Raw genomic sequence first — 26,368 nt, 5'->3', positions numbered from 1 at the left:
TAGTAATAATATACTTACTAAAAATAATTAGAAATTTATGAGAATAGATATAACTTGCAGTACAGACGATAATTATGCACAGCATTGCGCAGCAATGATTTGCTCAGTTTATGACAATAATAAAGAGCATGAAATCTTTGTTCATCTATTACACGGTGATTCTTTAAAAGAGGAATCAAAAAGTGTTTTTACGCAGTTGGCAGACAATTATCATCAGCACATACAATTCTATAAAATCGATGACACATCTCTCGCTAATGTCAACAGAAGAACAAATAGTCCTGTCACCATTGCAACTTATTATCGCCTGATGTTGCCATCGTTGCTTGATGAGCAGATTAAGAGAGTTCTTTATCTCGATTGTGATGTAATTGTATTGAAAGATATCAAACCTCTTTTTACCATTAATCTTGACGGATACGGAGTTGCTGCCGTGGAAGACTGTTCACCTTATAATGACGAACATCGAACTCTGATGAGCCTGCCTTTGGGCAAACAGGCTTTCTGTGCAGGGGTCATGCTGATTAATCTGGACTATTGGCGTAAAAATAACTGTCAGGAGAAACTGCTAGAATTTTCAAATATCAAACAGGAACGCGTTTATCTCGAAGACCAAGATGCCTTAAATTATGTTTTCAGAGATTCGTGGTATAAGCTGCCTTACAAATACGGACATACTATTTTCGCATTGGCAGTACTCGACAGAGAACAAAAAGACTTTGATTTCGAAGAAAATGCTTATAATCCAGCTATCATTCATTATTCTGCCCATATTAAGCCGTGGTTGGATGTGAAATTCCCGGAACAAGAGCATTATTGGTATTATGTAAAACTGGCGGGGATTGAACATCCTATTGTGACACACGCCGAAGATTGGAAGCGAAAAGACATAAGAAGATTGCTTTTGCGTTCGTACATTTCAAAATATGTCCGTCCTTTTGTTCCCGATGTCATAGAATTAATATGCCTGGACATTGTTCGTCTTGTAAAACTCTTTACCATACTTTTCCGACCTTCAAAATTTAAAAAATTTATGCTACAGAGTTGGTTGAGGAAATATGGTTTTTAGTCAAAACTATTGGTTTATCTTAATATGGACACAGGAACTGATTTCTCACTTTTCAGCAAATACCGTTCGGTTTTAATGGGCATAGCTATCTTTGAAGTTATGCTCGGCCATACAATAGATTGGGCTGGTATTGCCTTTTCTAATCCTGTGATAGACTTTGTTTTTTCCCGGTTTTCTTGTATGGTTCATACACCAGGATTTCTGTTGTTAAGTGGTCTTGGCCTGTATTATTCATTTGTCAATAACAGCAATCTAAAACAGTTTTATATTCGAAGGATACAACGTATGTGGCTGCCATTTATGATGATGGCAATTCCTCTTTATGCATATAGCTATTATCAGAAAGGAACGTTTGACATCTTGGAATATATAGGTCTGGCAACGTCGTTAGGATATTGGTTTGGAGATACTAATATGTGGTACATAGCTCTGTCTATTGTGTTGTATGCCTTTTTCCCTTTTTGTTATAAATGGATGCAAAGAAGCTGGCAGAAAAGGACAATTCTGATTTCTATATCATCAGTTATTGGCTGCTTGATGGTCTACTATACCTTACCTACTTATTTCAGTAAGGTATATCTTGCATTACCAAAAATCCCGATATTTTTCCTTGGCATTTACATAGGCCATCTATCTGTGGAAAGAAGAAGTTGTTCGGCTTATAAATATATAGGTCTGTTCTTGTGTTTGGCAGTATTCTCATTTATACTCTCAAGAGTAAATAGCTTTTATATGTATTATTGCGACTTGGCTTTATTTCCCATCACAATTTGGTTCGTTTGCCTAGTTTACCATAAGCTACAAGAGTTTTATTTGATAAAACTGTTACTTGCCATTTGGAATTGGTTAGGGAAATATACTTTAGAGCTATATGTGCTGCATATTTTATTGGCAAGACTCCTGAGCCCGGGAAACGATATACAAAAAATCTTATTAGTGATGATTATTCCTTTACTAATTTGTACTCCTGTTCAGAAAGTCACACAGAAACTGTCAAATTTGCTTATTACAATTTAACCCAAATCGGTCATTAGAGCCTGCACATATTTTGTTTGCTTATCGAGCAGATTGTTTGTCATTCTATCGAAGGCGTAGCGGGCTACGCCGAGACAGAATGACAGACAAGATACCGAAAAGCGAATAAAAGATGGCAGGGAGCAATACAATAAGATGAACTTGGCGGTCTAATGACCGATTTGGGTTTAAGATAATCCATACAGTTCAACTTTGCTATACCAAAAGAGTCGAAGGAGTGTGGCTAAAGAAGTTCTTGAATAAGGAAATAACATTAAATTTTGAAGATTTTGATATGAAGATGATTATACGAAATAGATTGAATTATACAAATCGTCATCAACTTTAATATAGAAAAAATATGTGGTTATATCTTATAATTATTTTTATACCTATTTTTCTCTATAGCTTTGGTGGAGAAAAAATAGCCAGAAATAAATTAGTTTTAGGCTTATATATGTCTTTTCTGGCATTTTTTGTAGGGATGAGCGATATGATGGGAGGCTCCGATCGTTATCTCTATAGTTCTCATTTTGACGACATAGCAGATTGGATGAGAAATGGAATTTCCATCTCCGATCCTCAAATAGCAGATGTATATGAGAAAGGATTTGTAGCCTTGAATTGTCTTGTGGCAATGTTCTCTAAAAACAGATATATATTTATTTTATGCATAACGCTACTTATGTATTTTAATTTCTACGTTGCAATTAAAAGACATATAAAGAATTATCCCTTTGCAATGATTATATTTCTATGTTTGTATTTCTATTTTACATTCACATATTTAAGGCAGATGATGGGAGTTTCTTTTGCCGCATTATCAATAAAATATTTACTGGAGAAAAAGAGGGTAGCCTTTCTTTTATTTATTTTGTTAGTAGTATTAATGCATAAGTCGGGAGTATTTTATGCTCTAATATTCTTCATTCCTGTAAAGAAATTAAAACCTTCTTATGTAATTTTAGGATTATCCTTTTGTTTATTATTAGGACTTTCGGGAGTATCCTCTTATATATACGATATATATATAGAAACGACATCGATGGATATATCTAATAGTTATGCAGAAGAGTCGGGGATAAGATGGGCATATATCTTGGAAGTAATTCTTTTTGCTGGTACTATTCTTTATAATTATGATAAAATAGAAAATAATAGAGAAAATATTATTTTTACCAACATGGCATTAATGTTCTGTGCAACACTATTAGTATTCCTGCGATCAGGCAATGGCGGACGTTTATCATGGTATTTTATGTTTGGCATTATGTATGTTTTTTCTACTTTAGTCTCGCAACGTAGCTTATTGAAACTATATGCCAAGAAGCAATTGGCTTTGGTAGTTGTAGGAATGTTATTCTTTCAATACATAAGAGTTTATATAAATTGGCAAAATTATCTGAATCTATACCCATATAAAACTTTTTTGACGAATGGATATAGAGAAGGTGATTACTCTTGGATACATTGGGAGTATGACCATCAATATGATAATAATAAACTGTATAGAGAGCCTTTCTCTTTTGTAAAACCCAAGTTCTAATGAGAATAGCATTACTAACGTTACATACCCCAACTGCAACAAACACAAAGGGAGCCAGTGCATTGCCTTACCACCTTTTGAAATTCAGACGGAAGGATATAAGTGCTGAAATATGGAGTTTGAATTTGAATCATTGTAGCAAGGAAGTAATTGAGCAATCTGGTACAGAATTAGATGTGAAGATACATACTATTCCTGTACCCAAACGAATGAGGTGGATGAAATCCCCCTATATTCGGATATTCTTGCCTAAACCACTACTTTGTTACATTCACATATCATCAAATGTAATAGATGATATAGAAAAATATTTGAGTGCCGATAATCAAGGTGGTCTGTTTATTTATGGAGAAGAATTAGCGCGTTATGCTTCTATGTTTAAGAAATATAATATTGGAATACTCCCTCCAGATTGCGAAGCAATGTATTATTACAGAATGTTGTCTCAACCACAAGTCCCCATTTATAAAAGAAGTCTGCTGAGATATGGATTAATGTATCATCGCTATGCCAAAATTACCGCAGATTATCCAACAGGCACTAATATCAAATACTTTTTGGTGGGTAAGGAAGACGCGGCTTTCCTTAGAATGATTAATCCTTTAGTGCAAGCACAATTCTTGCAACATCCACATTATGATATTTCAAAGAACATTTGTCAAAACGAGGTGTTAACATTACCTATTCGGCTCTTGATCGCTGGCCAATGTAACCATTATATGGCAGAGGCAATGAAGGAGGCGGTAAAGGGAATGATTAGAGTAGCGGATTCTATCAAAGAATATTACCATATTACTTTTCTTGGGAAAGGTTGGGCAGATTGCATATTTCAATTAAAAAGGGTAGGCTTTGATATAGAACATAAAGATTTCGTCGATGATTATGCTGCAGAAGTTGCATCGCACGAGATACAGTTAACACCAATTAATGTTGGTACAGGAACTAAAGGTAAGGTGTTGGACGCCTTTGCCAATGGCTTGATGGTAATTGGAACTTTGAGAGCTTTGGAAAACATCGCAGTGGAGAGTGGTAAATCTTGTGTGCAGTATGAGACTGGTGGGGAATTAGCTAATTGGCTGATTAAACTGGCTAAAGATAGGCAATGGTCTTTGGAGAATTGTCATTCAGAAGACTTGATAAAGAAAATTGCGAAAGCAGGAAGAGAAGCGGTCTTAGCTAATCACGGACGTAAGAAAATCGCTGATGAATTCTTCAGTTGGTTTGAATGAATAAAATAGAATATGGCAATTGAAAAGGAAAGGCGAAATTCTAGTTTTGAGCTTTTACGCATAGTTCTTATTTTGATGGTTATGCTGGAACATGTCAATATATGGTATTCCGTACCATATTATCAGTCAGAAGCAGAGCATATTACAAAAAGTATTATTCAATCAGTTTGTGTTTGTGCAGTAAATGGCTTTGTTCTCATATCTGGCTGGTTTGGCATCAAAGGCAACTATATACGATTGACAATGCTGATTTTCCAGTTACTGTTCTGCACCATTCCCTTTGCTGTTGTTTTTGCTTTGTTAGGTCGCATAAATATATTTTCAATAGATGGACTTTACCAATATGTCTTTGGGGGTAATAATTATTGGTTTATTTTTGACTATATAGGTCTTTTTCTATTTGCTCCCTTGCTCAATGCAGGAGTCAAGGAGCTTTCAAAACGACAATTAGGCATATTTTTATCAGCAACATACGCTTTTATTTTAGTATTCGATCTAATATTCCGATGTGATGTGTTTGGTGTCGGAGGAGGATATAGCATTTTGTGGTTTATTTACCTTTATATTTTAGCACGCTATTTGAACCTATATGGTATTCCTTGGTTGGAAAGGTACAAATTAGTCGTTTTGGTGGTTTCTATTGCTATTCAGACATCACTATTCCATTTACATCTTTTAGGACTGCGCTATACGAACCCATTCATTCTTTTGCCAGCAGTTTGTCTCATTCTCATCTTCAACAAATTGTCGTTTCATAGTAAGGCGGTTAATTTCTGTGCATCTGCATGTCTTTCAGCTTATATGTTGCATATGCAGCCGTGCCTGTCAATTCATTTTCGTGAGATTATGACAGAAATGTATTATCGTATTGGGTATTGGAAATATATCGCCAATGGCTTAGGTTTAATCATCTTGGTTTTTGCTATTGCCATTATATATAATATGATTCAACAGAGAATATGGCACAAAATCTCTAATCTTATATTTCAAAAATGATAACAATATTTACTCCAACATATAATAGGGCGCATTTACTATTGCGTCTTTACAAAAGTCTGCTAAGTCAAACTATTCTTAAAGATGAACAGAAAGGAAATAATAGCTTTGAGTGGTTGGTTGTTGATGATGGGTCACGAGACAATACTGAAGAAGTTATTCGCAGTTTTATTGCAGAAAAAAAAATAGATATCCGTTATATAAAGCAGAAGAATGGAGGCAAACACCAAGCAACCAATACAGGAGCAAGCGAAGCAAAAGGAGAGTTATTCCTTATTTTAGATAGTGATGATTACCTCACAGACGATGCGGTGGAATGGTTATCTAATGAGTGGGAACGTATTCGTGATGATTGCCACTTTGTAGCAATTGCTGGTCTGAAGGTTTTCCCTAATGGTGAAAAAATCGGAGGTGGCTCTGATTTTGGGCAGATTGACTCGGATTCTATAAACATTCGCACCAAATACAATGTGCAAGGAGATATGGCCGAAGTTTGGAGAACAACAGAACTGAGAGCACATCCTTTTCCTACTGTTGAAGGTGAAAAATTCTGTTCAGAAGGTCTTGTATGGAGACGAATTTCTAATCAAAAATTAATTAGATACATATACAAGCCTATTTATGTTGCTGAATACCTTCCTGATGGTTTATCCGCCAGTGTTGTCCGAATTCGTGTAAACAGTCCGGAACTTAGTGGCATAAACTATGCTGAGTATGTAACCTATGATGTGCCATTCAAAGAAAAGTTGAAAGGAGCCATTAATTTTTGGCGATTTATACATTGGTCAAAACGATCATTCGTCAGCAAGGTCAAACAGATAGGCCTGAGATGGGTCTGGACATATCCAATAGGAGAAGTCTTTGCCCTTAAAGATAAAAGAACATTAAAGAATAGTAAGTGATGAACGAAAGTAAACCGATAAGAGTCTTACAAGTTCTGCATATATTGAATAGAGGTGGAGCAGAGGCTATAATTATGAATCTTTATAGAAAGCTGGATCGGACAAGGATTCAATTCGACTTCTTGGTACACGAGAAAGAAAAAGGTTTGTTTGAGGATGAAATAACTCAGCTTGGAGGAAAGATTTATCGTGTACAAGCTTTCAAAGGTTACAATGTTTTATCATATTATCAGGAATGCAAACATTTTTTTGCACAGCATCCTGAGATAAAGATTGTACATGGGCATTTGGGAAGCTCGGCTGCACTTTATTTAAAGGCTGCTAAAGTATATGGAAAGTTCACAATAGCTCATTCACATAGTGCAGGCTCCATCAGAGACTTCAGAGGATTCGCCTATGCATTCTTCTCTTTCCCTACGCGTTATGTTGCTGATCAATTATTCGGATGTTCAACAGAAGCGGGAATCCAACGCTATGGAAAAACTACTGTCAAAAGCCCGAAATACAAAAATTTCAATAATGCTGTTGATGTTATCAAATTTAAATTCAATCTGGAAAAAAGAAATTTAAAGCGTAAAGAACTTGGAATCCCCGAGCAGAAGATTGCAATAGGTACAGTAGGGAGAATTACGGAACCAAAGAATCCACCAAGAATTTACAGCTTGTTTAAGTTTCTGGTAAATAATTATGAAAATGTAATCTGCTATTGGATCGGAACAGGCGAATTGGAGGATGTATATCAACAGAAAATAAAGGAAGACAATCTACAAGACAGGATTATTATGACAGGTGTTAGGAGTGATATTCCTGAATTGATGTCAGCATTCGATGGAATGATTTTTCCTTCACTATGGGAAGGACTTCCAGTTTCTGTAATAGAAGCTCAAATGGCTAACCTGCCAACAATCTTGGCTGATACAATTAGCAAAGAGACGGAGATATCGCCTTTATTACATTGGCACAGCTTAAATGAAAGCGATGAAGTTTGGGCTAAGGGCATTGTAGAACATACAAAGGCATATCTCAATTGCAGAGAAAACTACAATTTCAACACCTCTTCGACTGGTTATGACATTAACGAAACTGTGAAATGGCTGATGAGTTTTTATGAGAAAAATGGAGGAACAATATAATGGAATCAACATTTGATAAAACCGTTCAACGCAAAATTTGGGATGTTGAATTGGAAATCTTAGATGTGATAGATAAAGTATGCAAAGATAATGGGCTTCATTATTCCTTAGCCTATGGCACAATGCTAGGTGCAGTCCGCCATCAAGGATTTATCCCTTGGGATGATGATTTAGATATTTGGATGCCACGTAAGGATTATAATAGATTTATTGAAATCTGGGAAAAACACCCACAAGAGGGGTATTACTTATTACGGCAAGAAACCTCTCCTAAATACCCCCAGAATTTTATGAAAATAAGAAAGAACGGTACGGCATTTGTTTCTAAGGGAGAGGAAAATACAGAATATCATCACGGCATTTTTGTGGATATATTTCCAATGGATAAAGTATGCAATAATTCGATTGGAGCCAAGACGCAAAGCATATTTGCTTTATTTTATATGCTGTATTGTAGAGGTTATGTTTCAAATCACGATGGATTTTTGGCTTATTGGGTCGGACAATTTCTATTAAAAGGAATACCTAAAATATTTCATAAAAAAATCAAGAATTTTTTCTTCAATCAGACACAAAAGTATAATGACGAAAACTATCAAGCAAACAAAGTTGTATGTTTCGTAACTGCCCAAGATGCTTTTATTTATTATGACAAAGCAGCATTTGAGGAATGGAGTTCAATACAGTTTGAGGATAAAACCTATATGTGTAATAAGGATACAGATAAATTATTAAAAACATATTATGGCAATTATATGCAACTCCCTCCTTTAGAAGAAAGAGTTTGGAAACATCATCCAGTTCTTATAGATTTTGAAAAAGAATATTGGCCATAGCAAATCTTATATACGAGACAAAATATACCATTCTACATAACTATAAAATGAAGCGAAAAAAAATACTCCGTATCACCACAGCCGATATAAGCCTGAATAGTCTGCTGAGAGGGCAACTCCGGTTTCTTAACCAATACTATGATGTGGTGGGTGTCGCATCAGATACAGGAGTGCTGAATGCAGTTGGGGAGCGCGAGGATATTCGTGTGATAGATATACCTATGCACAGGGAAATATCTCTGAAAACTGATATTGTTTCTCTATGGAGATTATACCGATTGTTCAGAAAAGAACGCCCGGACATCTTGCACGCCAATACACCCAAGGGCAGTTTGTTGGCAATGGTGGCAGGTATGCTGGCAGGAGTGCCGCGACGTATCTACTTGGTAACTGGGCTTCGCTATCAGGGAGCACAGGGAAAGTTTCGCTATTTGCTCAAAACAATGGAACGATTGAGTTGCCGTTTTGCCACAAATGTTATACCTGAGGGACAGGGGGTATTGCACATATTGCAAAAGGACGGTATTACCAACAAACCTTTGCGTGTACTGCACTATGGCAATATCAACGGGATAGATACTCAATATTATGATATCGAAGCAACCGTAATAGATAAAGAATTGGCAAATTGGGCATCCCGAAAATTTACATTCGTATTTGTCGGCCGTATCGTGCGCGATAAGGGCATAGAGGAATTAGTTGCCTGTATGCGACAATTGGATTGTCAACTTATTTTAGTAGGTACGTTCGAAAAAGACAACGCAGTTTCAAAAAGTACACAGGAATTTCTGGAAACATCACAGAAGGTCAAGTTTGTAGGTTGGCAAGAAGACGTAAGACCCTTCTTAGCTGTTGCAAACGCATTGGTTTTTCCAAGTTATCGAGAAGGATTTCCCAATGCTCCTATGCAGGCAGGAGCCTTTAATCTGCCGTCAATCGTAACGGATATTAATGGCTGCAATGAGATTATCAAAGATGGACTTAATGGAAAGATTATCCAAGCCCCATTGAATGAGAAAGGTGCTTATGTAAACGATATAACACAACCTTTAGAACAGACTATGCGCTGGTTTCTCACACATCAGGAGGAAGTTAAACGTATGGGAAAGAACGCTCGTCGAATGATAGTGGAAAGATATGAGCAAAAGGATGTTTGGCAAGCATTATTAGACTATTACAATGCTTTATAGAATAGCACATATACTTCGCGACCGTTTCCCGTTTATTTGGGAACTGATTGGATGGATAAATTCCTTGCTGTTTGGCTTAAGATATAAAAATAAACTTATAGTCATATCACAAATAACGAAATTGTATGAAAAAGATGGTTTCCATATCAATTCTTTGACTCAAGAGAATGCGACTTTGCTTGCAAAAATGTTTGCCGAGCAACCAAAGGAATCTTTCGATTATTTCAAACCACACGAGTTTAATGTAAAAACTTTACGAAAGTTAGCAACAGATAAAAGTTTTTTGGCTTACATAGTGTGTAATGACGAAGGGCGACCCGTGGGCTATTTTTTTATGCGAAGTTTCTTTTGGGGTAAATGTTTTCGTGGATATTTCACAGACTACAGATGGCGCAGAAGAGGTATTAACAAACAGATGAATCTATGTGCCACGGCTATTGCCACAAAATTGGGACTGCGCTCCTTTGGGACGATTGCCCCCGACAACATTGCTTCTTTAAAATCTGCTGAATCTGCAAATCAGGTAAAGGTAATAGAGACATTAGACAACGGAGACTATTTTGTGGAATATCTGCCCAAATGACAATATGAAGGATACCATCATAATAACACTATTATTGCAGACAGTAAAAAGACAATTTCCAATTAACCGAAGAATGGCAAACAATCTTCGCACGTTTACAGCCTATTCTTGCGAAGAACGAAATACGTTTTTCGCATATTTGAAAACCGAGGTTTTACAAGCTGATTTTCAATCATTTACAGAATATAATAAAATTGGTGCATTGCATAATTTCAGATAGAGATAGATTGTTAATCCATCATATCAAAGAATTTATGAGATAGAAAAATCAGAAATAAAAAGTAACGATGGTATTGAAATACATATTTGATAAGACGATGGCACTGGTAGGACTTTTATTTTTGAGTCCGGTACTCGTCATAGTGGCAGTACTCATCAAACTGAAGATGCCCGGACCAATACTGTTCAAGCAAAAGCGCGTAGGGCAGTACGGAAAATTGTTCACTGTATATAAATTCAGGTCAATGACCGTAAACAATGCAGCTGCAACTGCCAGTAGAGATTCGGAAGCAACTTCAATAGCATCGACAGAGCAGAGCAGAATAACTCCTTTAGGTGAAAAATTACGACGATACAAACTCGATGAATTACCCGAGCTATGGAATGTACTTAAAGGAGATATGAGCTTTGTGGGACCTCGGCCCGATGTTCCCGGATATGCAGACCAGTTAAAGGATGAAGCTCGGGAAATTCTCAAACTTAAACCGGGGATTACCGGTCCAGCCAGTCTCAAATATAGAAATGAGGAAGAACTATTAGCAAAGGTTGATAATGCTCAACAGTATAATGACGATGTAATCTTTCCCGACAAAGTAAGATTAAATCTCTATTACCTCCATCATTACTCTTTTGTGGCAGACATTAAAATGATTGTTTGTACCGTGTTAGGCAAAAAGATGCCGTACGCAGGAGAAATAATATAAAGATAAATATGGATAATAATAACAAAAGAATTTTATTGTGCTTGGCTCATATGTCAGGTAATGAAATGAAGTATATCCAAGAGGCGTTCGACACCAATTGGGTGGTGCCACTTGGGCCTAATGTAAATGGATTTGAAGAAGATTTAAAACGATTCTTTATCAGCAAATCTGAAGGACAGAAGTTTGCAAATGAAAAATATCCTCAATCTATTCAGCCGCACGTGGATGCTCCCGACAACTTATGGAAAGAGGGTTACGAAGAACTCAAAGAAAAGCAGATTGTGGCACTTTGCGCAGGTACTGCTGCCGTTCATCTGGCATTGGTGGCTTTGGGCGTAAAAGCCGGCGACGAAGTTATCTGTCAGAGTTTTACCTTCTGTGCAAGTTCTCATCCCGTAACCTATCAAGGGGCAACGCCAGTTTTCGTAGATTCAGAAAAGGACACTTGGAATATGGATCCTCAGCTTTTGGAAGAGGCTATCAAGGACAGAATCAAAAAGACAGGCAAGAAGCCAAAAGCAATTATTGTTGTGTATCTCTACGGTATGCCTGCAAAAATCAACGAGATTCTTGAGATTGCTGCTAAATACGATATTCCTGTAATAGAAGATGCAGCCGAAGGACTCGGATCAAGATATAACGGGCAGGCAGTAGGAACATTCGGCGAGTTTGGTGTGATGAGCTTCAACGGCAACAAGATGATTACCACTTCAGGTGGCGGTGCATTGATATGTCCGAATGCTGAAATGAAGAACAGGATTATGTTCTTCGCCACTCAGGCACGTGAGGCTTTCCCATACTATCAGCACGAAGAGATTGGCTACAACTACCGTATGAGCAACATCTGCGCCGGCATAGGTCGTGGACAGATGACTGTTCTTGACGAACATATCGAGCACCACAAGCACGTGGCTGATCTTTATGCAAAAGGCCTGAAGGAGGTAAAGGGAGTTACTTTCCACGATAATCCCGACAGCGAATATGATTCCAACTTCTGGCTGAATACCATCACTCTTGACAAGGACTTGAAGGTAAAGGGACAAGAAAAGGCATACGCTCAAGCTGTTCAGGGAGCTGTGGGTGGAGCTGCCGGCGTTGTACATTCAACTGGTCAGGCGCATACTGCCTGCGAACCAAATACAAATATAGAAGCAATGCGTATGGAACTGGATAAGGCGAATATAGAAAGCCGCCCTCTATGGAAACCTATGCATTTGCAGCCAGTCTATAAAAACTGCCCTGCCTACACAAACGGTGTCAGCGAAGAACTTTTCAAGGTTGGCCTATGCCTGCCGTCAGGTCCGTTAGTATCTGATGAAGATGTGAAATATATCATTGACGCTATCAAACGTTCAATAGCATAATCTTTACAGACTATCCCTGATAATCGAACAAGTTGTTAGGGATAGTTTGGTTTTATACTAATTAGAACTTGTAAACTTGTTTACTTGTTACCCTCTTCCTTTGGGTTCAGAATTTATCCCGAGTTCCAGTTTCAAATCAGTCAGTTCTAAAAATAAAGAATAGTGAGTAAAAACAGATTCCTTAATCTACTGCATAATGAGTTGTGGAATACTCCACTTGACTTCAACGAAATCTCCATTGAAGAATATAAAACTATCACAGAATATGCATCGATGCAGACTGTGAACAGTCTTATTTGTTCGGCATTGATAAAGAACAACATCAAGATTCCACAGCAAGGGGCATTGCGCACCTTTGCCTTACTGGAAGCTATCAAAAAAGCAAATCAACTGCTGAATTCTAATGTTTTGATGCTGACAGAGCTACTGGAGAAACACAACATCAGATTCTTTATTGTAAAAGGACAGACCTTGGCATCGCTCTACCCCAACCCACTCTACCGGACTCCCGGTGATATAGATTTCTATTGCTATCCCGAGGATTTTGAAAGAGCAAGACTTATATTAACTGATGAACTGAAAATCAATATAGAATATGATGATGAAGAAGAACAACATTTATCATTTCAATACAATAAAGTTGATTTTGAACTTCACTTCACGCTCTTCAAATTTGCAGACAAAGAGAATCAAATCTACTTTGACGGTCTGCTAAATTCAGAGAAACTTTCGTATGCAGTAATTGACGGGAAGGCAATTCCTACACTGAATCCTACGCTGAATCTTGCATACACTTTTCTTCATCTCTATCATCATCTTATAGAACTCGGAGTTGGACTGAGGCAATTCTGCGATGTGGCTGTGCTCTGTCATAGAAACAAAATTGCCGAAACCAAAGGAGATGAAAATAACAAGATCGACGTAGACTTTCTTATAAGAATTCTTACTAAACTGGATTTCCTGAAAGCCTTCAAAGCCATTGGTGCAGTCCTCGTAGATGAGTTAGGTTTGCCGGAAAATGAATTTCCCATTGCCATAACCCCAAAGGACAGAAAGTATGCAGAATACATTCTAAAGGTTGTATATAAAAGAGGAAACTTCGGAAAATACGGAAGAACAACAAAAGTCAGATCGGGAATTGCATACTATATAGAACAAACGTTTATCAAATTTTCGCACTACCATCATCTGTTCAACCTCTCTAAAAAAGAAAATATAGCAGTAATTACAAAAGAAATTCCAAAGAAAATAAAAGCTGCGATAAAGAGGTAGGAAAGTAATAACAAGCGGATAAGGAAACAAGGGTACAAAGAAAAAAGCGAAAAAAGAAAACGAGAACAAGGGTGGATGTAAACAGAAAAATAAAAGAATTATCAGCTTACTAACATCTACGGCGGCTAACTTACTTTTAGACCACAAGCAATATAAAGAAAAATCCTCAAAGCATTTCATTTGAAATCTTTGAGGATTTTTTGTACACCCTTAGGGACTCGAACCCTAGACCCACTGATTAAGAGTCAGTTGCTCTACCAACTGAGCTAAGGGTGCATAAAAACGAATGAGCTTGGTGTTTTACCTAAAATGTACACCCTTAGGGACTCGAACCCTAGACCCACTGATTAAGAGTCAGTTGCTCTACCAACTGAGCTAAGGGTGCTCATTTCGTTTTTGCGTGTGCAAAGGTAGTGATTTTTTACAAACTATGCAAAGGTTTTCTGTCTTTTTTTGAAAAAACTGCCATTTATATCCTGAATGTCTTATTTACAAGCAAATGTTCAAAATCAAGAGAGAAAAGTACGCTTAACTCTGAACACGTGCTTAAATGGATATAAATAAAACAGGGAACCTCCATCAAGAAGTTCCCTTGTTATTTCTTTTAATTATATATCAAACTTGTAACCAAGTGTAATCTGGAAAACGCTGTTCTTTGACTTACCGTATTCAAATGTTTTCGTCAATCCCCAGTTATAACGAGCATCCAACTGGAAGTTGGCATATTCATAAGAAATACCTACCGGAATTGAGAAGTCAAATCCCTTTGCCTTGATGTCGCCTGACTTGTCATAATCTGCAATTGGAGTTTCCACATCTACCTTCTGCGAAGCATTCACTTTGAAACCCGGCTGAACACCTAACTTTACAGCCAATCCCTTTGCCACATAAACATTAGCCATAATTGGCACATTGATGTAGTCCAATTTGGTAGTAGTAGTAACCTTTGATTTCAAAACAGAAGATTCCACATCATACTTTGCACCCTGCATAGAATACAAAAGCCCTCCGGAAACAGAGAAAAGATCAGTTACCTGATACTCTCCTTCCACACCACCGACAAAACCAACACGAGATTTTGCATCATTGAACTCAGTAAGGTTTGCAATATTCACCCCCACTTTAGGCTGAATGTTGAATGAACCAACTGCATGCTGAGCGTAAGCTCCAACTGAAGCGAGCATAACTGCTGCCATTAAAAATAATTTCTTCATTTTATAAGTCTCTAAATAGCTATTATTATAATAGTGTTGAAAAACTGGTACAAATGTAAAGACATTCAACAGAACAAACAAATATTTTAAGACAAATAAACAAACATTTCGCTGAAAAAGAAGAAAATCCACCAAAAGGAACAAGATAAACGCCATTTAGGGGAGAAACGATTGTCAGAAACTAAAGCTCCCACGCCATTGTCAAGAGAAAATCGCCATAATCGGAAACCTTATATTCCAATTCATTATCAGCCTTTAAATCAGAAACCTTCGTATTCTCAACATCCACAAGCATTTCCTGATAGGTCAAATGCTCTTCAGAACGAAGTTTATAGAGCGTTTCCTTGACACACCATACCGTCAATAAGTCAATGCTCTGCGAATAGATTTCATCGGGACGGAGAAAGCGTCGGGCAATCTTTTGAATACGGTCGGAATGGTATTCTATATCTATTCCCACCTTGAAAACAGCAGAGAGCAGAACGGCAACATAACCTTTCGTGTGCGAAATACTGATGTTGAAACCGGGAATCACAGGCTTTCCATCCGAATCATGTCCGATTTCAGCCTCATAACCAAGCATAGCCTTCAGAAGCTCCCGCGCACCACGCTTCTCTTCTTCTCTACCCTCTCCTATCTTGTAAATGCCCAAATGGAGATTTTCAGCAGGTTCAGTTATGCTTACCAACATCGTTCACAAAAACTTTTATCTTCGTAATTCGACGGTTATCGATTCCCACCACCTCAAAAGTGAATTGCTCAAAACTTATCTTCTCATTCATCAGCGGGAAATCGCCCTTGATTTCCAACAGCAATCCGGCAAGAGAATCGGCCTCGCCCTGCACATCGGCAAAAAACTCATCGTCGAGTTCAAATATCTTCGTGAACTCTCCGATAGACGTTTTTCCCTCAAAAAGATACACATTATTGGCAAGTTTGGAATAAGATGCTGCTTCATCGTCGAACTCGTCGTTGATTTCTCCGACTATTTCCTCAAGAATATCCTCCATTGTTACCAGTCCGCTCGTGCCACCGAACTCGTCCACCACGATCGCAATATGCACCTTATTGTCCTGAAACTCACGCAGAAGATCATCAATTTTCTTTGTTTCAGGCACGAAATACGGCGGACGAATCAAGCTCTGCCAACGGAAGTTGCCCGGTTTGGAAATATACGGAAGCAAATCCTTGATGTAAAGAATGCCCCGGATATTGTCCTCGCTGTCCTGATAGATTGGAATGCGCGAGAACTTATTATCGACAATGCTCTTGATTACCTGCGAATAATTGGAATGAATGTCCAGATCGACAATATCCTGACGGGAAGTCATCACCTCCTTTGCCGTCTTGTCCACGAATCTGATGATTCCCTGAAGCATTTCCTTCTCCTCCTGAATCTCATTCTTGTTCGTAAGTTCCAAAGCCTGCTCAAGGTCGTCCATCGAAAGCTGACGGTTTTCCTTGTGAACCATCTTCTCTGCAAAGGCACTACTTTTCAGCAGAACATTCTCTATCGGCCAGAACAGTTTCCTCGCAAACATAATGCCTCTCACGGCTCTTCTGCAAAACTTCAGAGGATTCAGCCTGCTGAACACCTTCGGCATAATCTCGCCGAAAAGCAACAAGAGAAATGTCAGCAGAATCGTTACACAGAAAAACTCCATCCACGCAGCCGAGAACCTCAGCACGCTTCCCAACACAAAGTTGGAAAGCATCACGATAGTAACATTCACAAGATTATTGAGAATCAGAATCGTTGCCAACGTGCGCTCACTATCCTTGCGCAACAGCTCAATGTTCGCATCCGCGACACTCTTGTCGGCATCAAGTTCCTCCAGATCATTTGGCGTAAGGCTGAAAAAGGCTATTTCGGAGCCACTGGCAAAGCCTGATATAAAAATCAACAAAGCGGCCAGTGCGGCCGCTATATAGACACCAGCACTTGTTGGTGCAACAAATTCAATATTATCCGATATGAGTTGTAAAAAATCTTCCATTAGAATGGCAGCTTTGAATCGTCAGTATCCTTATCATCCGATTCCTTTATTGTTGAAACCGATGCCTGTTCCTGTCTTCTGGGTGCCGACAGCCATTCGATGTTGTCAGCATAGATTTCAGTTACCACACGTCGCATTCCTTTCTTATCATCATAATTTCTATAACGAACCCTACCCTCTACATAAATCTTGTCGCCCTTATGTATGTATTGTTCGGCATATTTTGCCAACCCCTTGAACAAAACAATGTTGTGCCAATCGGTATGGTCGGGCACGGAAGTTCCGTTCGGCAGCGTGTAGCCCCTCTCCGTAGTCGCCATCGTAAAAGACGCCACGCACTGGTCGGGCTCGTAATAACGCACCTCGGGATCCTTACCCACATTTCCAATCAGCATTACCTTGTTCATAAGATTTCCTATAAAAATCAGACAATCTATCTTACTTCCACATTCCGAGATAACGGAACGAGAAATTCTTTCCCTTTGCAGAAGGGAACTGGCTTCGCGAATCCACGTGGTCTCTCAGATAATCGATGATGCGATTATAGCAATCCAGACCGGAGATAGACTTGCACCGTGCCACGAAATGCGTGTCGCGGTACTCGTGCTTGCCCGTAGCCGGCAGGAACACAACTCGCTTGAAATCGATCGTCCCTTCATACCATCCGTCTCTTTCCTCCGTCAGGTGCATCAATACAGATGTGTCCTTGCGCTGAACCACGTCGTTTGTTCTCAAAGCCTTCTTCTGCTTGAAATCGAGCATCGTCTCGGCTTCGGTCTTGATGATAATGAAATACACGCGCGGACGCACCTTGTAACGCTTCGGATAGAACACGTCTCCCTCAGCATAGGCACGAATATCATCCTCCATATCAGGAGTAACCTGAATGTCAGGGATGGAAGCGAGAAAGTCTAAAGCCTGTTCAACATTATATACCAATGTCTCGTTATCGAAATATCTTAAATATAAATTCATTTAGATGGAATGATAGTATGTTTCTCTAATGCAATAAAAGAGCGGAAAACGAGACTCGAACTCGCGACCCCAACCTTGGCAAGGTTGTGCTCTACCAACTGAGCTATTTCCGCAACATAAAAGTAAGAACTCTTACTAAAGTGAAGAGGAGGAGACTCGAACTCCCACGAAGCAATTTTCACTACCCCCTCAAAGTAGCGCGTCTACCAATTCCGCCACCTCTCCATACAAATCATAACAAAATAAGTAATGTGCCCAGAACAGGACTCGAACCTGCACGTTATAAACACACGCACCTGAAACGTGCGCGTCTACCAATTCCGCCACCTGGGCCAAACAGAGAACAGGTCTCTCACTTACTTATTTCATCATTTCAATGAGAGCGGAAAACGAGACTCGAACTCGCGACCCCAACCTTGGCAAGGTTGTGCTCTACCAACTGAGCTATTTCCGCAAGATAATCTTTTCACCAAAAGACTTCGGTCGGGGCGACAGGATTCGAACCTGCGACCACCTGGTCCCAAACCAGGCGCGCTACCGGGCTGCGCTACACCCCGCTGCCATTCACTATGAGAGAACTCATTTCCGAATTGCGAGTGCAAAGATACTGCAAGTTTTTTATTCCACCAAACATTTCTATGTTTTTTTTCCAACATTTTGAAGTTTCCCGGCTCAAAAACTCCACTTCTCCAGATCTTCCTATTCCGACAGGAAAGTCCCTCTGTCGGCTTTCTTGTTGATAATCAATATATAAAAAGGACTTACTGCCTGCAAAGGCACGGGGCATCACTTTTCCACACGCAAAGGCATTACAGATTCCCCATTGGCGTTCCTTGCAGTTGCCAATGGGGAATATCAGTGCTAAAAACGATTGGAAAGTTTATCTGTTCATAAACTTTCTGCCTTTTTGAATTACAATTCCCTTATAGTTTTTATCCACTTTCTGCCCGGAAAGATTATACATCGGCGTATTTTCATCCTCTTTGCTTGTGCCCACGGCATCGATTTTCGTCGTTCCGGTCTTCTCCACCTTAATATTATCGAGATATAATTTCATTGCATCTTCAAAGTTAGTAGTGTTGGCGTGGAAGCCTATGAAGACAATATTGCCTTCCTCAACGGTAAATTCACACTCTTTATTAATGAACTTTCCATCGGTGTCAAGCTCTGTGTCGCTTATCAATTCTTGGGTCATAGCAGTTGAAGACGGCGAATTGCCCAATCTCACTTCAAACTTTTCCTTTCCGATGGTCTGCACATCAAACGAAAGTTTATAGGTCGCTCCCTTCTCTACGGCAATGAACGGTGTGAAAATCCAATCGTCCTTTTCCGTACTGCTGTAAATTGAAATCCATTTATAGTCATAATCCCACGCCCAATAACCATTTCCTTCTCCATTATGCTCGATGGTAAAGAGCAGGAATTCTTCATTCTTGTCGAAATTTTCAGTATATGGCACCGTGAAGGGCTTACCTATCAACAGTTTGTTCGACGACATCGGTATGCCGACCGTAGTCTCATCAACATAAGGAATTACATCGAAGAAGCACAATTCAGGCTTATCGGAAGCAACATTGAAAGTGAAAGGAGATACAGCATTTGCTTCTATCATCTTGTTTGCCGGCATCTGAACCACCTTATATTTCACTTCTTCAGCATTAAAATAACCGTTGTGTACGCTTTCCGTTGGACCATCCCACGTAAGTGTAAGGTCGGTTCCATTAGCAGCACGTTCCAGTTTTACATTGGAAACAGCCTTCGGCGTGTCCTTTCCTATATATTGCTTAGTGAGTCCTGCCTTTTCTCCGTCTCCGTAATCGTTGCTTACAACGATTGTGAAACTGTGCATTCCCTGCGTCGTGGTTACGTCAGCCTGCACGTCTTCTCCCGGATTCGTGCTGCCGTTGGCTTTTTCCTCTCCATCCACCAAGACACGATACGTGAGCGAACCGGTCAGCGTACCGCCGGAATGAGTGGTGGCAGGAGCCGTGAACAACACTTTCCCGGCGGTTGATCCGTTTTCAAACTTCGTGCTGATATTGGTTGATTTGCCGGGTGCGTCAGCCTGAATGATTTTGTCGCCTGCCCAGATAAAGGCAAATTCGTGGTCTTCAGGAAAAGTCTTAATCTTTTCGCACGCGGCATTGGTAACATCCACCTTATATAATCCACCGTTTTCCGTTTGGAAAGTAGCCGTCCAATACATATTCTTATTGTCGCCCGGAAGGAAAGTTGCTGCCTGCTGATACATCGGCGTCAGCTTTGTGTTCCCCACCAGTTCGATAGCAGCATCGGCAGTCGAAATAATGTAAAGGTCGCCTTGGTCGGTAATTCCATAGAGTTTTCCCTCATCATTGAATGCCAACGTGAGGAAATTCTTTGTCAGCGAACCTATCTCGGTTTTCTTATCACGCTTAAGGTCTAACGTGCAGAGCTGATAATAGTAATCGTTTACCTTGTAGATGCTGTAAACCTTATCGGTTTTGGCATCGTAGGTAATCGGGCTTCCTTCCGAAACAATGTCCTTGGAGAGTTTATGGCGTGTGATAAGTTCGTAGTTTTCCGTATCATAGATGTCCATAACATATTCAGGGCCGTATTCGCCTGCGGACTCCATATTGAAAACATAATACAAATCTTTCACTTTCACGGCACCGTAACCGGGCTTTGTGCCAATGTTGATTACAAGGTTCATATCAGTATTGCCATTAGACGTGAACTGATAGATTCCGCATTTTTCGTCAAAGTTTGATACGTGACCATACAAATTATAGCCTGTCTGTGTCGTTTGTGCCTGCACGGGCAGCGAAGTAATTATTGCCACGGCTGCAAATAAGGTTGTAAACAGTTTCTTCATAAGGTTCTTGATTATTGAAAATATTATACTAAATGGTTTGTTTTGTATTGACAATTCTATTAGTGTTTCAAAAAGATACATTTCTTGATTGACAACAGTAATAATGCAACAGCAAAATGATTGTTTAATGCAAATATACAATAAAATTATTTATAATGCAAATATATTATTGCAAAATAATTACACATCTGCACGATATATACTAACAAGCAGATAACAGACATATCAAATGCGATAGTTTACGCCAGTTCGGGATAATAAATCTTAAAAAAGTTCCAGTTGTCTTTTATCTTCCACATATACTGACAGCCCATCCGGTTTATTTTCAAAGAAACAATATGCCGCCAATGCCGAGCATAAGTTCATGATGAAATTATGTATTGACCTGTGTCTTGAATGTACAAGGTTTGCCTTGTTTTTCAATAACTCATTTATACACTCTATTATATATCTCTTTCGTAACATGATTTTATCATACACAGGCATAAGTTTGTTTTTTCATCTTTGCTTTCAGTCCGTGTACAAGATGTATTCCTTGCTCAAAGAGTTCCCACTTGATATATCCCCTGTCTGCGAATACTTTTCCATAGAGCACTTTTGTAAAAACAGACCATACCCTTTGATCTCTGTCGTCCACGTTGGCAGGTGTAAGACAGAATGTTATGATCTCTCCTGTGTCATTGCAAAGCAGATGCAGTTTGAAGCCATGGCACCATCCCATTGTACCCTTTCCGCTCTTGGCAAAGCCCTCAAAAGCCCTATTGAAATATCTTCTTACATTATGGCATACAGGTATCATAGTACTATCGACAAAGCTGATTCCCGTGCATTTGCCAAAGGCGTAAAGTTTCATAAAAGTAAGCATTGTAAAGAACTCCCGAGGCATAAGTTCCACAAAGCGATTGTAGGATACTGCGGTGGGAAAACATCGGGCAAGATGAACTTTCACAAAGAACAGATAATAATGTTTGAAGTTTCGGAAAGTCTCAAAATGCCAGCATAGCAAAATGGTCATAATCTCACTTTCACACATACGCCCCTTACGGTGTCTGACATGCTTGTAGCCTTCGTCTGTGGGAGCTATTTGAAGGTTTTTATTCAATTCTGCGCCTAAATTCTTGCAAAACTCATCAATAACACAGAAAATTTCTGTAACTTTGTCTTCGGTAATCATCGCTTATATTGTTTGTAATTAATTGATGTTCAACTGTAAAGTTACAAAAAATAAGCGAGATTACCAACATTTTCAACAACTTTCTTATCCCGAACTGGCGTACTCTGTGCATTAAAACGCCCTCTAAAAGTTCGCATTTAGAACAATAAAACAAACCTAAAGAACTTATTTTAAGCCTCATCTGCTGCACATTCACCTTTCATTCTTGCGACAATCGTCAGGCGTTCTTCGCAAGAATGCACAGCAATCTTCGCAACTTTAGATTCCAACCTTCGCTAAAAACAATTTCAAACGTGCAAACAAGGCTTTTTCATCTCTATTTTGAAGAAAAACGACGTGCCTTTTTAGTAATAAATTCTTACGTTTCTCAAATAAATTTATTCATATCTGTACCACGTTCTCCGCTATTCCACTATCCATCATAGCAAAGAAGACAACCACCTTGTACGTAAATCAATATTAGGAATTGGGAAGAACAAGCGTTAATTAATTCTAAAATCAAATTATTACACAATATTTTCATATCTTCTATGCAAGAAAAATACTATCTTTGCAATAGTTAGATAAGAATGCGTATGGCTAAGAAAATATTTACTTTTTTGATTGCACTGATGACTTTGAGCTTTGCGCTTCCAACAAACGTTGAGGCGAATACAGCTATCGTGGTTACGGAACAGGAGTTTCAGAACATCACCATTTCTGTTTATGGCTCTGTTCTTCGCGTCGAGGGAGCCAACGACGAAATGATGCACATCTACAATGTAACCGGAGTGCGCGTAATGAGCGTGAGAGTAGACGGTCAGGACAAACGCTACAACCTCAATCTGCCCAAGGGCTGCTACATTGTCAAAGTGGGCAAAGTAGTTCGCAAGATTTCAATCCGTTAAGCATTACCCTCTATTTATTGTGTCTTGTTGTGTCGCAGATTGAAGAAGCTGAGCTCCTTAAATTATTAGCAAACCCTAAAGAACAGCAGAAGGCTTTCGCATTACTCGTGAACCAGTATAGTCAGCAGCTATATTGGAAGATTCGCAGCTTTGTACTATCTCACGACGATGCCGACGATGTATTGCAGAATACTTTCCTGAAAGCGTGGAAGAATATCGGAACTTTTCAGGGAAAGTCCAAGATTTCCACGTGGTTGTACCGCATCGCCATCAACGAATCGCTTGATTTCATACGCCATCAGAAGCCTATTGCCACCGTTGGAGCCGATCAAAGCACAGGAGTTTCCAACAGACTGCTCGCCGATGAGTATTTCGACGGAGACAAGGGACAGGCTCTCTTGCAGGAAGCCATATCTTCCCTGCCCGATGTTCAGCGAACCGTGTTTCTTCTCAGATACTACGATGAGAAGAAATACTCCGAAATACACGACATTCTGGGCACAAGCGAAGGAGCATTGAAAGCCTCATACCACATTGCCGTCCAGAAAATCACGGAATATATCAAGAAACATCAATAAAATTCATCATAGAGATTAAACCTATTCTTGTTCGGTTCGTCATAAGATATATAACAAACTGATAATAAAAGATTTTATTTTTACTATGGACATCGAGAGTAATTTACATTCAGAATTTGGAAACAAGCGGCCGTTCACAGTTCCTGAAGATTATTTTGAGAATCTTTCAGACAGAATCATCGCACAGTTTCCGGCAGAGGATTCGAGTGTAAATGTATCAAATGCTAAGAAAGTAAGTATTTTCAGCAAACTGAAGCCGGTATTGATGGCAGCATCGGTCGTAGGACTTGTGTTCGTTGCCTATCTTTCTTATAACAGTTTTCTGGCAAAGGAAAACAATGAGGAGAAGCAAGTGGCTACCAAGTTTGTTGAAAAAAGCACACAGAGAGATACCGTAAGCACGGATGCCGTAGACGAAGCAGTAGATTATATGATGATTGACGAAGACGATATGTACGCATATATGTCGGAAAATTAACAGGTAACAGCCAAACAGTATGAAAAGATTCATTCTATTTATCACAATATTCGTTTGCGCCCTGAGCATCAATGCGCAGAAGAAATTTAATCCACAGAAGTTCAGAACAGAATTACACCAGTACATCCGTTCTTCCGCAAGTCTGACGGATGACGAAGCGGCAAAGTTCTTCCCCATCTATGATGAGATGAAAGAAAGGCAGCGTGCCATTCACAAGCAGATTCGACAACACAAGAAGTGCAATGCCGCAACGGAAAGCGAGGCGAGGAATGCAATTACAATGACAGACGACCTGAACATAAATATGAAACAGGTGGAAAAGGAATACCATCAGAAGATGCTGAGAGTGCTTTCTGCCTTGAAACTCAATGCCGTTTTGAAGGCTGAACGGAAATTCCATCGCCAGTATTTCAAGAAAACCACTAAATAATATTGATAAACAAGAAATATATACATATTAAATTGGAGATGAATAAGTCCTGCATTTTAAAAGTTGCAATGCTTGCCATAATGTTTTTATGTGCAAGCAATTTTGCTTTTTCGGCAAGTCGCCCGAAAAAACGAGAGTTCAGAGGAGCTTGGATACAGTGTGTGAACGGACAGTTTCAGGGCATTGGCACCCAACAGATGCAGCGAACGCTCACTTCCCAACTGAATCAGTTGCAGAAATACGGCGTAAATGCCATTATCTTTCAGGTTCGTGCAGAGTGCGATGCCCTCTACCCCAGCAAGTATGAGCCTTGGAGTAAGTTTCTTACGGGAAGACAGGGCGTTGCTCCCAATCCGTATTGGGATCCATTGCAATGGATGATCGACGAATGCCACAAGCGCGGAATGGAGCTTCACGCTTGGATCAATCCCTATCGTGCAAAGACAAAGACTACAAACGAGTTGGCGTCCAACCACGTTGCACGGCAGTTTCCCAACCGTGTGTTTGCCTACGACGGCTTGAGCATACTCAATCCGGGTATTCCCGAAAACCGAGACTACATCTGCAAGATTGTTGAAGACATCCTTCAACGCTACGATGTAGACGGATTCCACATCGATGATTACTTCTATCCCTACCCTGCTCCGGGCATTCAGATTCCGGATCAGCAGCAATACAGAACGTATGGCAGAGGATTCAACAGCATTCAGGACTGGCGCAGAGACAACGTGAATATGTTTATCAAGCAACTCTCCGAAACCATCCACAGAGTGAAGCCGTGGGTGAAGTTCGGGGTATCGCCGTTCGGCATCTATCGCAACCAAAAGAGTGCGCCGAACATAGGAAGCAGAACCAGCGGTCTTCAGAATTACGACGACCTGTATGCCGATGTTCTCAAATGGGTAAACAATGGATGGGTGGACTATTGTGTGCCGCAGATCTACTGGGAAATAGGACACAAGGCTGCCGATTACAAAGAACTGATTCAGTGGTGGAACAAATATGCGGGCAATCGTCCCTTATATATCGGCGAAGACGTGCTCCGCACGGTAAAAGCGTCCGACCCACAGAATCCCCGTTCGCATCAGTTGCCTGCCAAGCACCGTTTGCACCAGCAGTCAGAAAACGTTCAAGGCACCGTGCTTTGGTATGCAGCGTCCGTTGTAGACAATCCGGGAAACTATGGTTCTGTGTTGCAGACAGACTATTGGCGTTACCCCGCCCTTCAGCCGAGTATGCCTTTCATAGACAATGACGCCCCGGGGAAGCCCAAGAAAGTGAAAGTGAGAAAGGAAAACGGCGAATACTATCTGCAATGGAAAGCTCCCAAGGGAACAGGTTGGGACGACGAGGCTTATAAATACGTAGTCTACAAGTTTGCTCCGGGCGAAGAAATCAATACCGATGACCCATCGAAGATTGTCTGTATCACGAGAGGTACGATACTGAAGCTCAATTACAGAGACGGAAGCACCCGATACACATACGTCGTTACGGCTTTAGACAGAATGAGCAACGAAAGCATTGGCAAGAGAAAGAAGGTAAAGTTATAGTCTTTCAACCGAAAGAACAGATTTCATACATTCAGATAAGCCGGACATTAGTTTCAAAGAATCAAGGCTAACGGCAAAATATTAAAGTCCATTGATTTTCCAAACAGGGGAATCAATGGACTTTTTCTTTGCAGAACTATCGCAAAATCGTCAGGAGTTTCAGCAGGG

Annotated in this window: 24 protein-coding genes, 7 tRNA genes and 1 pseudogene; 18 read left to right on the top strand and 14 right to left on the bottom strand. The window is 39.7% G+C overall.

The genetic code is table 11. From position 1 onward, the window contains the following. Positions 1 to 37: 37 nt before the first annotated feature. The 13 genes from P150_RS0100920 (at position 38) to P150_RS0100855 (ending at position 14,057) form a co-directional block, all read left to right on the top strand. On the top strand, positions 38 to 1,069 hold the full coding sequence (locus P150_RS0100920) for a glycosyltransferase family 8 protein (protein ID WP_051617391.1): 1,032 nt from the start codon (positions 38 to 40) through the stop codon (positions 1,067 to 1,069). A 24-nt stretch (positions 1,070 to 1,093) separates the two neighbouring features. After that, positions 1,094 to 2,086: an acyltransferase family protein gene (locus tag P150_RS0100915; RefSeq protein ID WP_081819248.1), complete on the top strand. Its 993-nt coding sequence runs from the start codon at positions 1,094 to 1,096 to the stop codon at positions 2,084 to 2,086. 358 nt (positions 2,087 to 2,444) lie between these two features. After that, complete coding sequence (locus tag P150_RS0100910) at positions 2,445 to 3,629, top strand: EpsG family protein (RefSeq protein WP_028896077.1); 1,185 nt, start codon at positions 2,445 to 2,447, stop codon at positions 3,627 to 3,629. Then, the gene (locus P150_RS0100905) at positions 3,629 to 4,858 is read left to right on the top strand and encodes a hypothetical protein (protein ID WP_028896076.1); all 1,230 of its coding nucleotides are present in this window, start codon (positions 3,629 to 3,631) and stop codon (positions 4,856 to 4,858) included. Before P150_RS0100910 ends, P150_RS0100905 begins: the two co-directional genes overlap by 1 nt. Positions 4,859 to 4,870: 12 nt before the next feature. Beyond that, positions 4,871 to 5,854, top strand: coding sequence for an acyltransferase family protein (locus P150_RS0100900; RefSeq protein WP_028896075.1), 984 nt, complete (start codon positions 4,871 to 4,873; stop codon positions 5,852 to 5,854). After that, complete coding sequence (locus P150_RS0100895; protein ID WP_028896074.1) at positions 5,851 to 6,756, top strand: glycosyltransferase family A protein; 906 nt, start codon at positions 5,851 to 5,853, stop codon at positions 6,754 to 6,756. The genes P150_RS0100900 and P150_RS0100895 overlap by 4 nt, the downstream gene beginning before the upstream one ends. Next, positions 6,756 to 7,889 carry a glycosyltransferase gene (locus P150_RS0100890; protein ID WP_028896073.1) on the top strand — a complete coding sequence of 378 codons (1,134 nt, stop codon included), beginning with the start codon at positions 6,756 to 6,758 and terminating at the stop codon, positions 7,887 to 7,889. Before P150_RS0100895 ends, P150_RS0100890 begins: the two co-directional genes overlap by 1 nt. Beyond that, positions 7,889 to 8,725, top strand: coding sequence for a phosphorylcholine transferase LicD (locus P150_RS0100885; RefSeq protein WP_028896072.1), 837 nt, complete (start codon positions 7,889 to 7,891; stop codon positions 8,723 to 8,725). Before P150_RS0100890 ends, P150_RS0100885 begins: the two co-directional genes overlap by 1 nt. Positions 8,726 to 8,772: 47 nt before the next feature. After that, positions 8,773 to 9,915 carry a glycosyltransferase family 4 protein gene (locus P150_RS0100880; protein WP_028896071.1) on the top strand — a complete coding sequence of 381 codons (1,143 nt, stop codon included), beginning with the start codon at positions 8,773 to 8,775 and terminating at the stop codon, positions 9,913 to 9,915. Further along, positions 9,905 to 10,498, top strand: coding sequence for a GNAT family N-acetyltransferase (locus P150_RS0100875; protein ID WP_028896070.1), 594 nt, complete (start codon positions 9,905 to 9,907; stop codon positions 10,496 to 10,498). The genes P150_RS0100880 and P150_RS0100875 overlap by 11 nt, the downstream gene beginning before the upstream one ends. A 287-nt stretch (positions 10,499 to 10,785) precedes the next feature. Next, positions 10,786 to 11,421 (top strand): sugar transferase, encoded by a 636-nt coding sequence (locus tag P150_RS0100865; protein ID WP_028896068.1) that lies wholly within the window; start codon positions 10,786 to 10,788, stop codon positions 11,419 to 11,421. 8 nt (positions 11,422 to 11,429) lie between these two features. Further along, a complete protein-coding gene (locus tag P150_RS0100860; protein WP_028896067.1) occupies positions 11,430 to 12,785 on the top strand; it encodes a DegT/DnrJ/EryC1/StrS aminotransferase family protein in 1,356 nt (451 codons plus the stop codon). Positions 12,786 to 12,947: 162 nt separating this feature from the next. Continuing rightward, positions 12,948 to 14,057 (top strand): nucleotidyltransferase family protein, encoded by a 1,110-nt coding sequence (locus P150_RS0100855; RefSeq protein ID WP_255327163.1) that lies wholly within the window; start codon positions 12,948 to 12,950, stop codon positions 14,055 to 14,057. Between the two features lie 203 nt (positions 14,058 to 14,260). Here P150_RS0100855 and P150_RS0100850 read toward each other — a convergent pair. The 14 genes and pseudogenes from P150_RS0100850 to P150_RS15590 all read right to left on the bottom strand — a co-directional run bounded on the left by P150_RS0100850 (position 14,261) and on the right by P150_RS15590 (position 22,274). Next, a tRNA-Lys gene (locus tag P150_RS0100850) sits at positions 14,261 to 14,333 on the bottom strand. Between the two features lie 36 nt (positions 14,334 to 14,369). Further along, a tRNA-Lys gene (locus P150_RS0100845) sits at positions 14,370 to 14,442 on the bottom strand. 223 nt (positions 14,443 to 14,665) lie between these two features. Next, on the bottom strand, positions 14,666 to 15,271 hold the full coding sequence (locus P150_RS0100840) for a porin family protein (RefSeq protein WP_028896065.1): 606 nt from the start codon (positions 15,269 to 15,271) through the stop codon (positions 14,666 to 14,668). A gap of 181 nt (positions 15,272 to 15,452) precedes the next feature. Further along, positions 15,453 to 15,962: a 4'-phosphopantetheinyl transferase superfamily protein gene (locus tag P150_RS0100835; protein WP_028896064.1), complete on the bottom strand. Its 510-nt coding sequence runs from the start codon at positions 15,960 to 15,962 to the stop codon at positions 15,453 to 15,455. Further along, entirely contained in the window at positions 15,943 to 17,268 is a 1,326-nt protein-coding gene (gldE, locus tag P150_RS0100830) for a gliding motility-associated protein GldE (protein ID WP_028896063.1), read from the bottom strand. The genes P150_RS0100835 and gldE overlap by 20 nt, the downstream gene beginning before the upstream one ends. Continuing rightward, positions 17,268 to 17,675, bottom strand: a complete 408-nt coding sequence (locus P150_RS0100825; RefSeq protein ID WP_028896062.1) for a single-stranded DNA-binding protein — start codon at positions 17,673 to 17,675, stop codon at positions 17,268 to 17,270. The genes gldE and P150_RS0100825 overlap by 1 nt, the downstream gene beginning before the upstream one ends. A gap of 31 nt (positions 17,676 to 17,706) precedes the next feature. After that, the gene (locus P150_RS0100820) at positions 17,707 to 18,243 is read right to left on the bottom strand and encodes a hypothetical protein (protein ID WP_028896061.1); all 537 of its coding nucleotides are present in this window, start codon (positions 18,241 to 18,243) and stop codon (positions 17,707 to 17,709) included. A 40-nt stretch (positions 18,244 to 18,283) separates the two neighbouring features. Continuing rightward, positions 18,284 to 18,356 (bottom strand) — tRNA-Gly (locus P150_RS0100815). Positions 18,357 to 18,384: 28 nt separating this feature from the next. Further along, positions 18,385 to 18,468, bottom strand: a tRNA-Leu gene (locus P150_RS0100810). 27 nt (positions 18,469 to 18,495) lie between these two features. After that, a tRNA-Leu gene (locus P150_RS0100805) sits at positions 18,496 to 18,576 on the bottom strand. 48 nt (positions 18,577 to 18,624) lie between these two features. Continuing rightward, positions 18,625 to 18,697, bottom strand: a tRNA-Gly gene (locus P150_RS0100800). Positions 18,698 to 18,726: 29 nt separating this feature from the next. Further along, a tRNA-Pro gene (locus P150_RS0100795) sits at positions 18,727 to 18,800 on the bottom strand. 323 nt (positions 18,801 to 19,123) lie between these two features. Next, complete coding sequence (locus P150_RS0100785; protein WP_028896059.1) at positions 19,124 to 21,100, bottom strand: hypothetical protein; 1,977 nt, start codon at positions 21,098 to 21,100, stop codon at positions 19,124 to 19,126. 264 nt (positions 21,101 to 21,364) lie between these two features. Continuing rightward, positions 21,365 to 22,274: pseudogene (locus P150_RS15590) on the bottom strand (IS982 family transposase). Positions 22,275 to 22,849: 575 nt separating this feature from the next. Between P150_RS15590 and P150_RS0100775 the strand changes: the two are divergent. From P150_RS0100775 to P150_RS0100755, 5 genes are all read left to right on the top strand, one after another. Then, positions 22,850 to 23,161: a T9SS type A sorting domain-containing protein gene (locus P150_RS0100775; protein WP_028896058.1), complete on the top strand. Its 312-nt coding sequence runs from the start codon at positions 22,850 to 22,852 to the stop codon at positions 23,159 to 23,161. 29 nt (positions 23,162 to 23,190) lie between these two features. After that, entirely contained in the window at positions 23,191 to 23,739 is a 549-nt protein-coding gene (locus tag P150_RS0100770) for an RNA polymerase sigma factor (protein ID WP_028896057.1), read from the top strand. Positions 23,740 to 23,824: 85 nt separating this feature from the next. Continuing rightward, a complete protein-coding gene (locus tag P150_RS0100765; RefSeq protein ID WP_028896056.1) occupies positions 23,825 to 24,217 on the top strand; it encodes a hypothetical protein in 393 nt (130 codons plus the stop codon). A gap of 19 nt (positions 24,218 to 24,236) precedes the next feature. Then, positions 24,237 to 24,647, top strand: a complete 411-nt coding sequence (locus P150_RS0100760) for a hypothetical protein (protein WP_028896055.1) — start codon at positions 24,237 to 24,239, stop codon at positions 24,645 to 24,647. A gap of 68 nt (positions 24,648 to 24,715) precedes the next feature. After that, positions 24,716 to 26,200 carry a glycoside hydrolase family 10 protein gene (locus P150_RS0100755; RefSeq protein ID WP_036932003.1) on the top strand — a complete coding sequence of 495 codons (1,485 nt, stop codon included), beginning with the start codon at positions 24,716 to 24,718 and terminating at the stop codon, positions 26,198 to 26,200. The last annotated feature ends 168 nt before the right edge of the window (positions 26,201 to 26,368 follow it).

It is taken from the genome of Prevotella sp. HUN102 (assembly GCF_000688375.1).
Classification (GTDB): domain Bacteria; phylum Bacteroidota; class Bacteroidia; order Bacteroidales; family Bacteroidaceae; genus Prevotella.
Note: the sequence above shows the minus strand (reverse complement) of the source record. Positions and strands in the feature narration are given on the sequence as shown.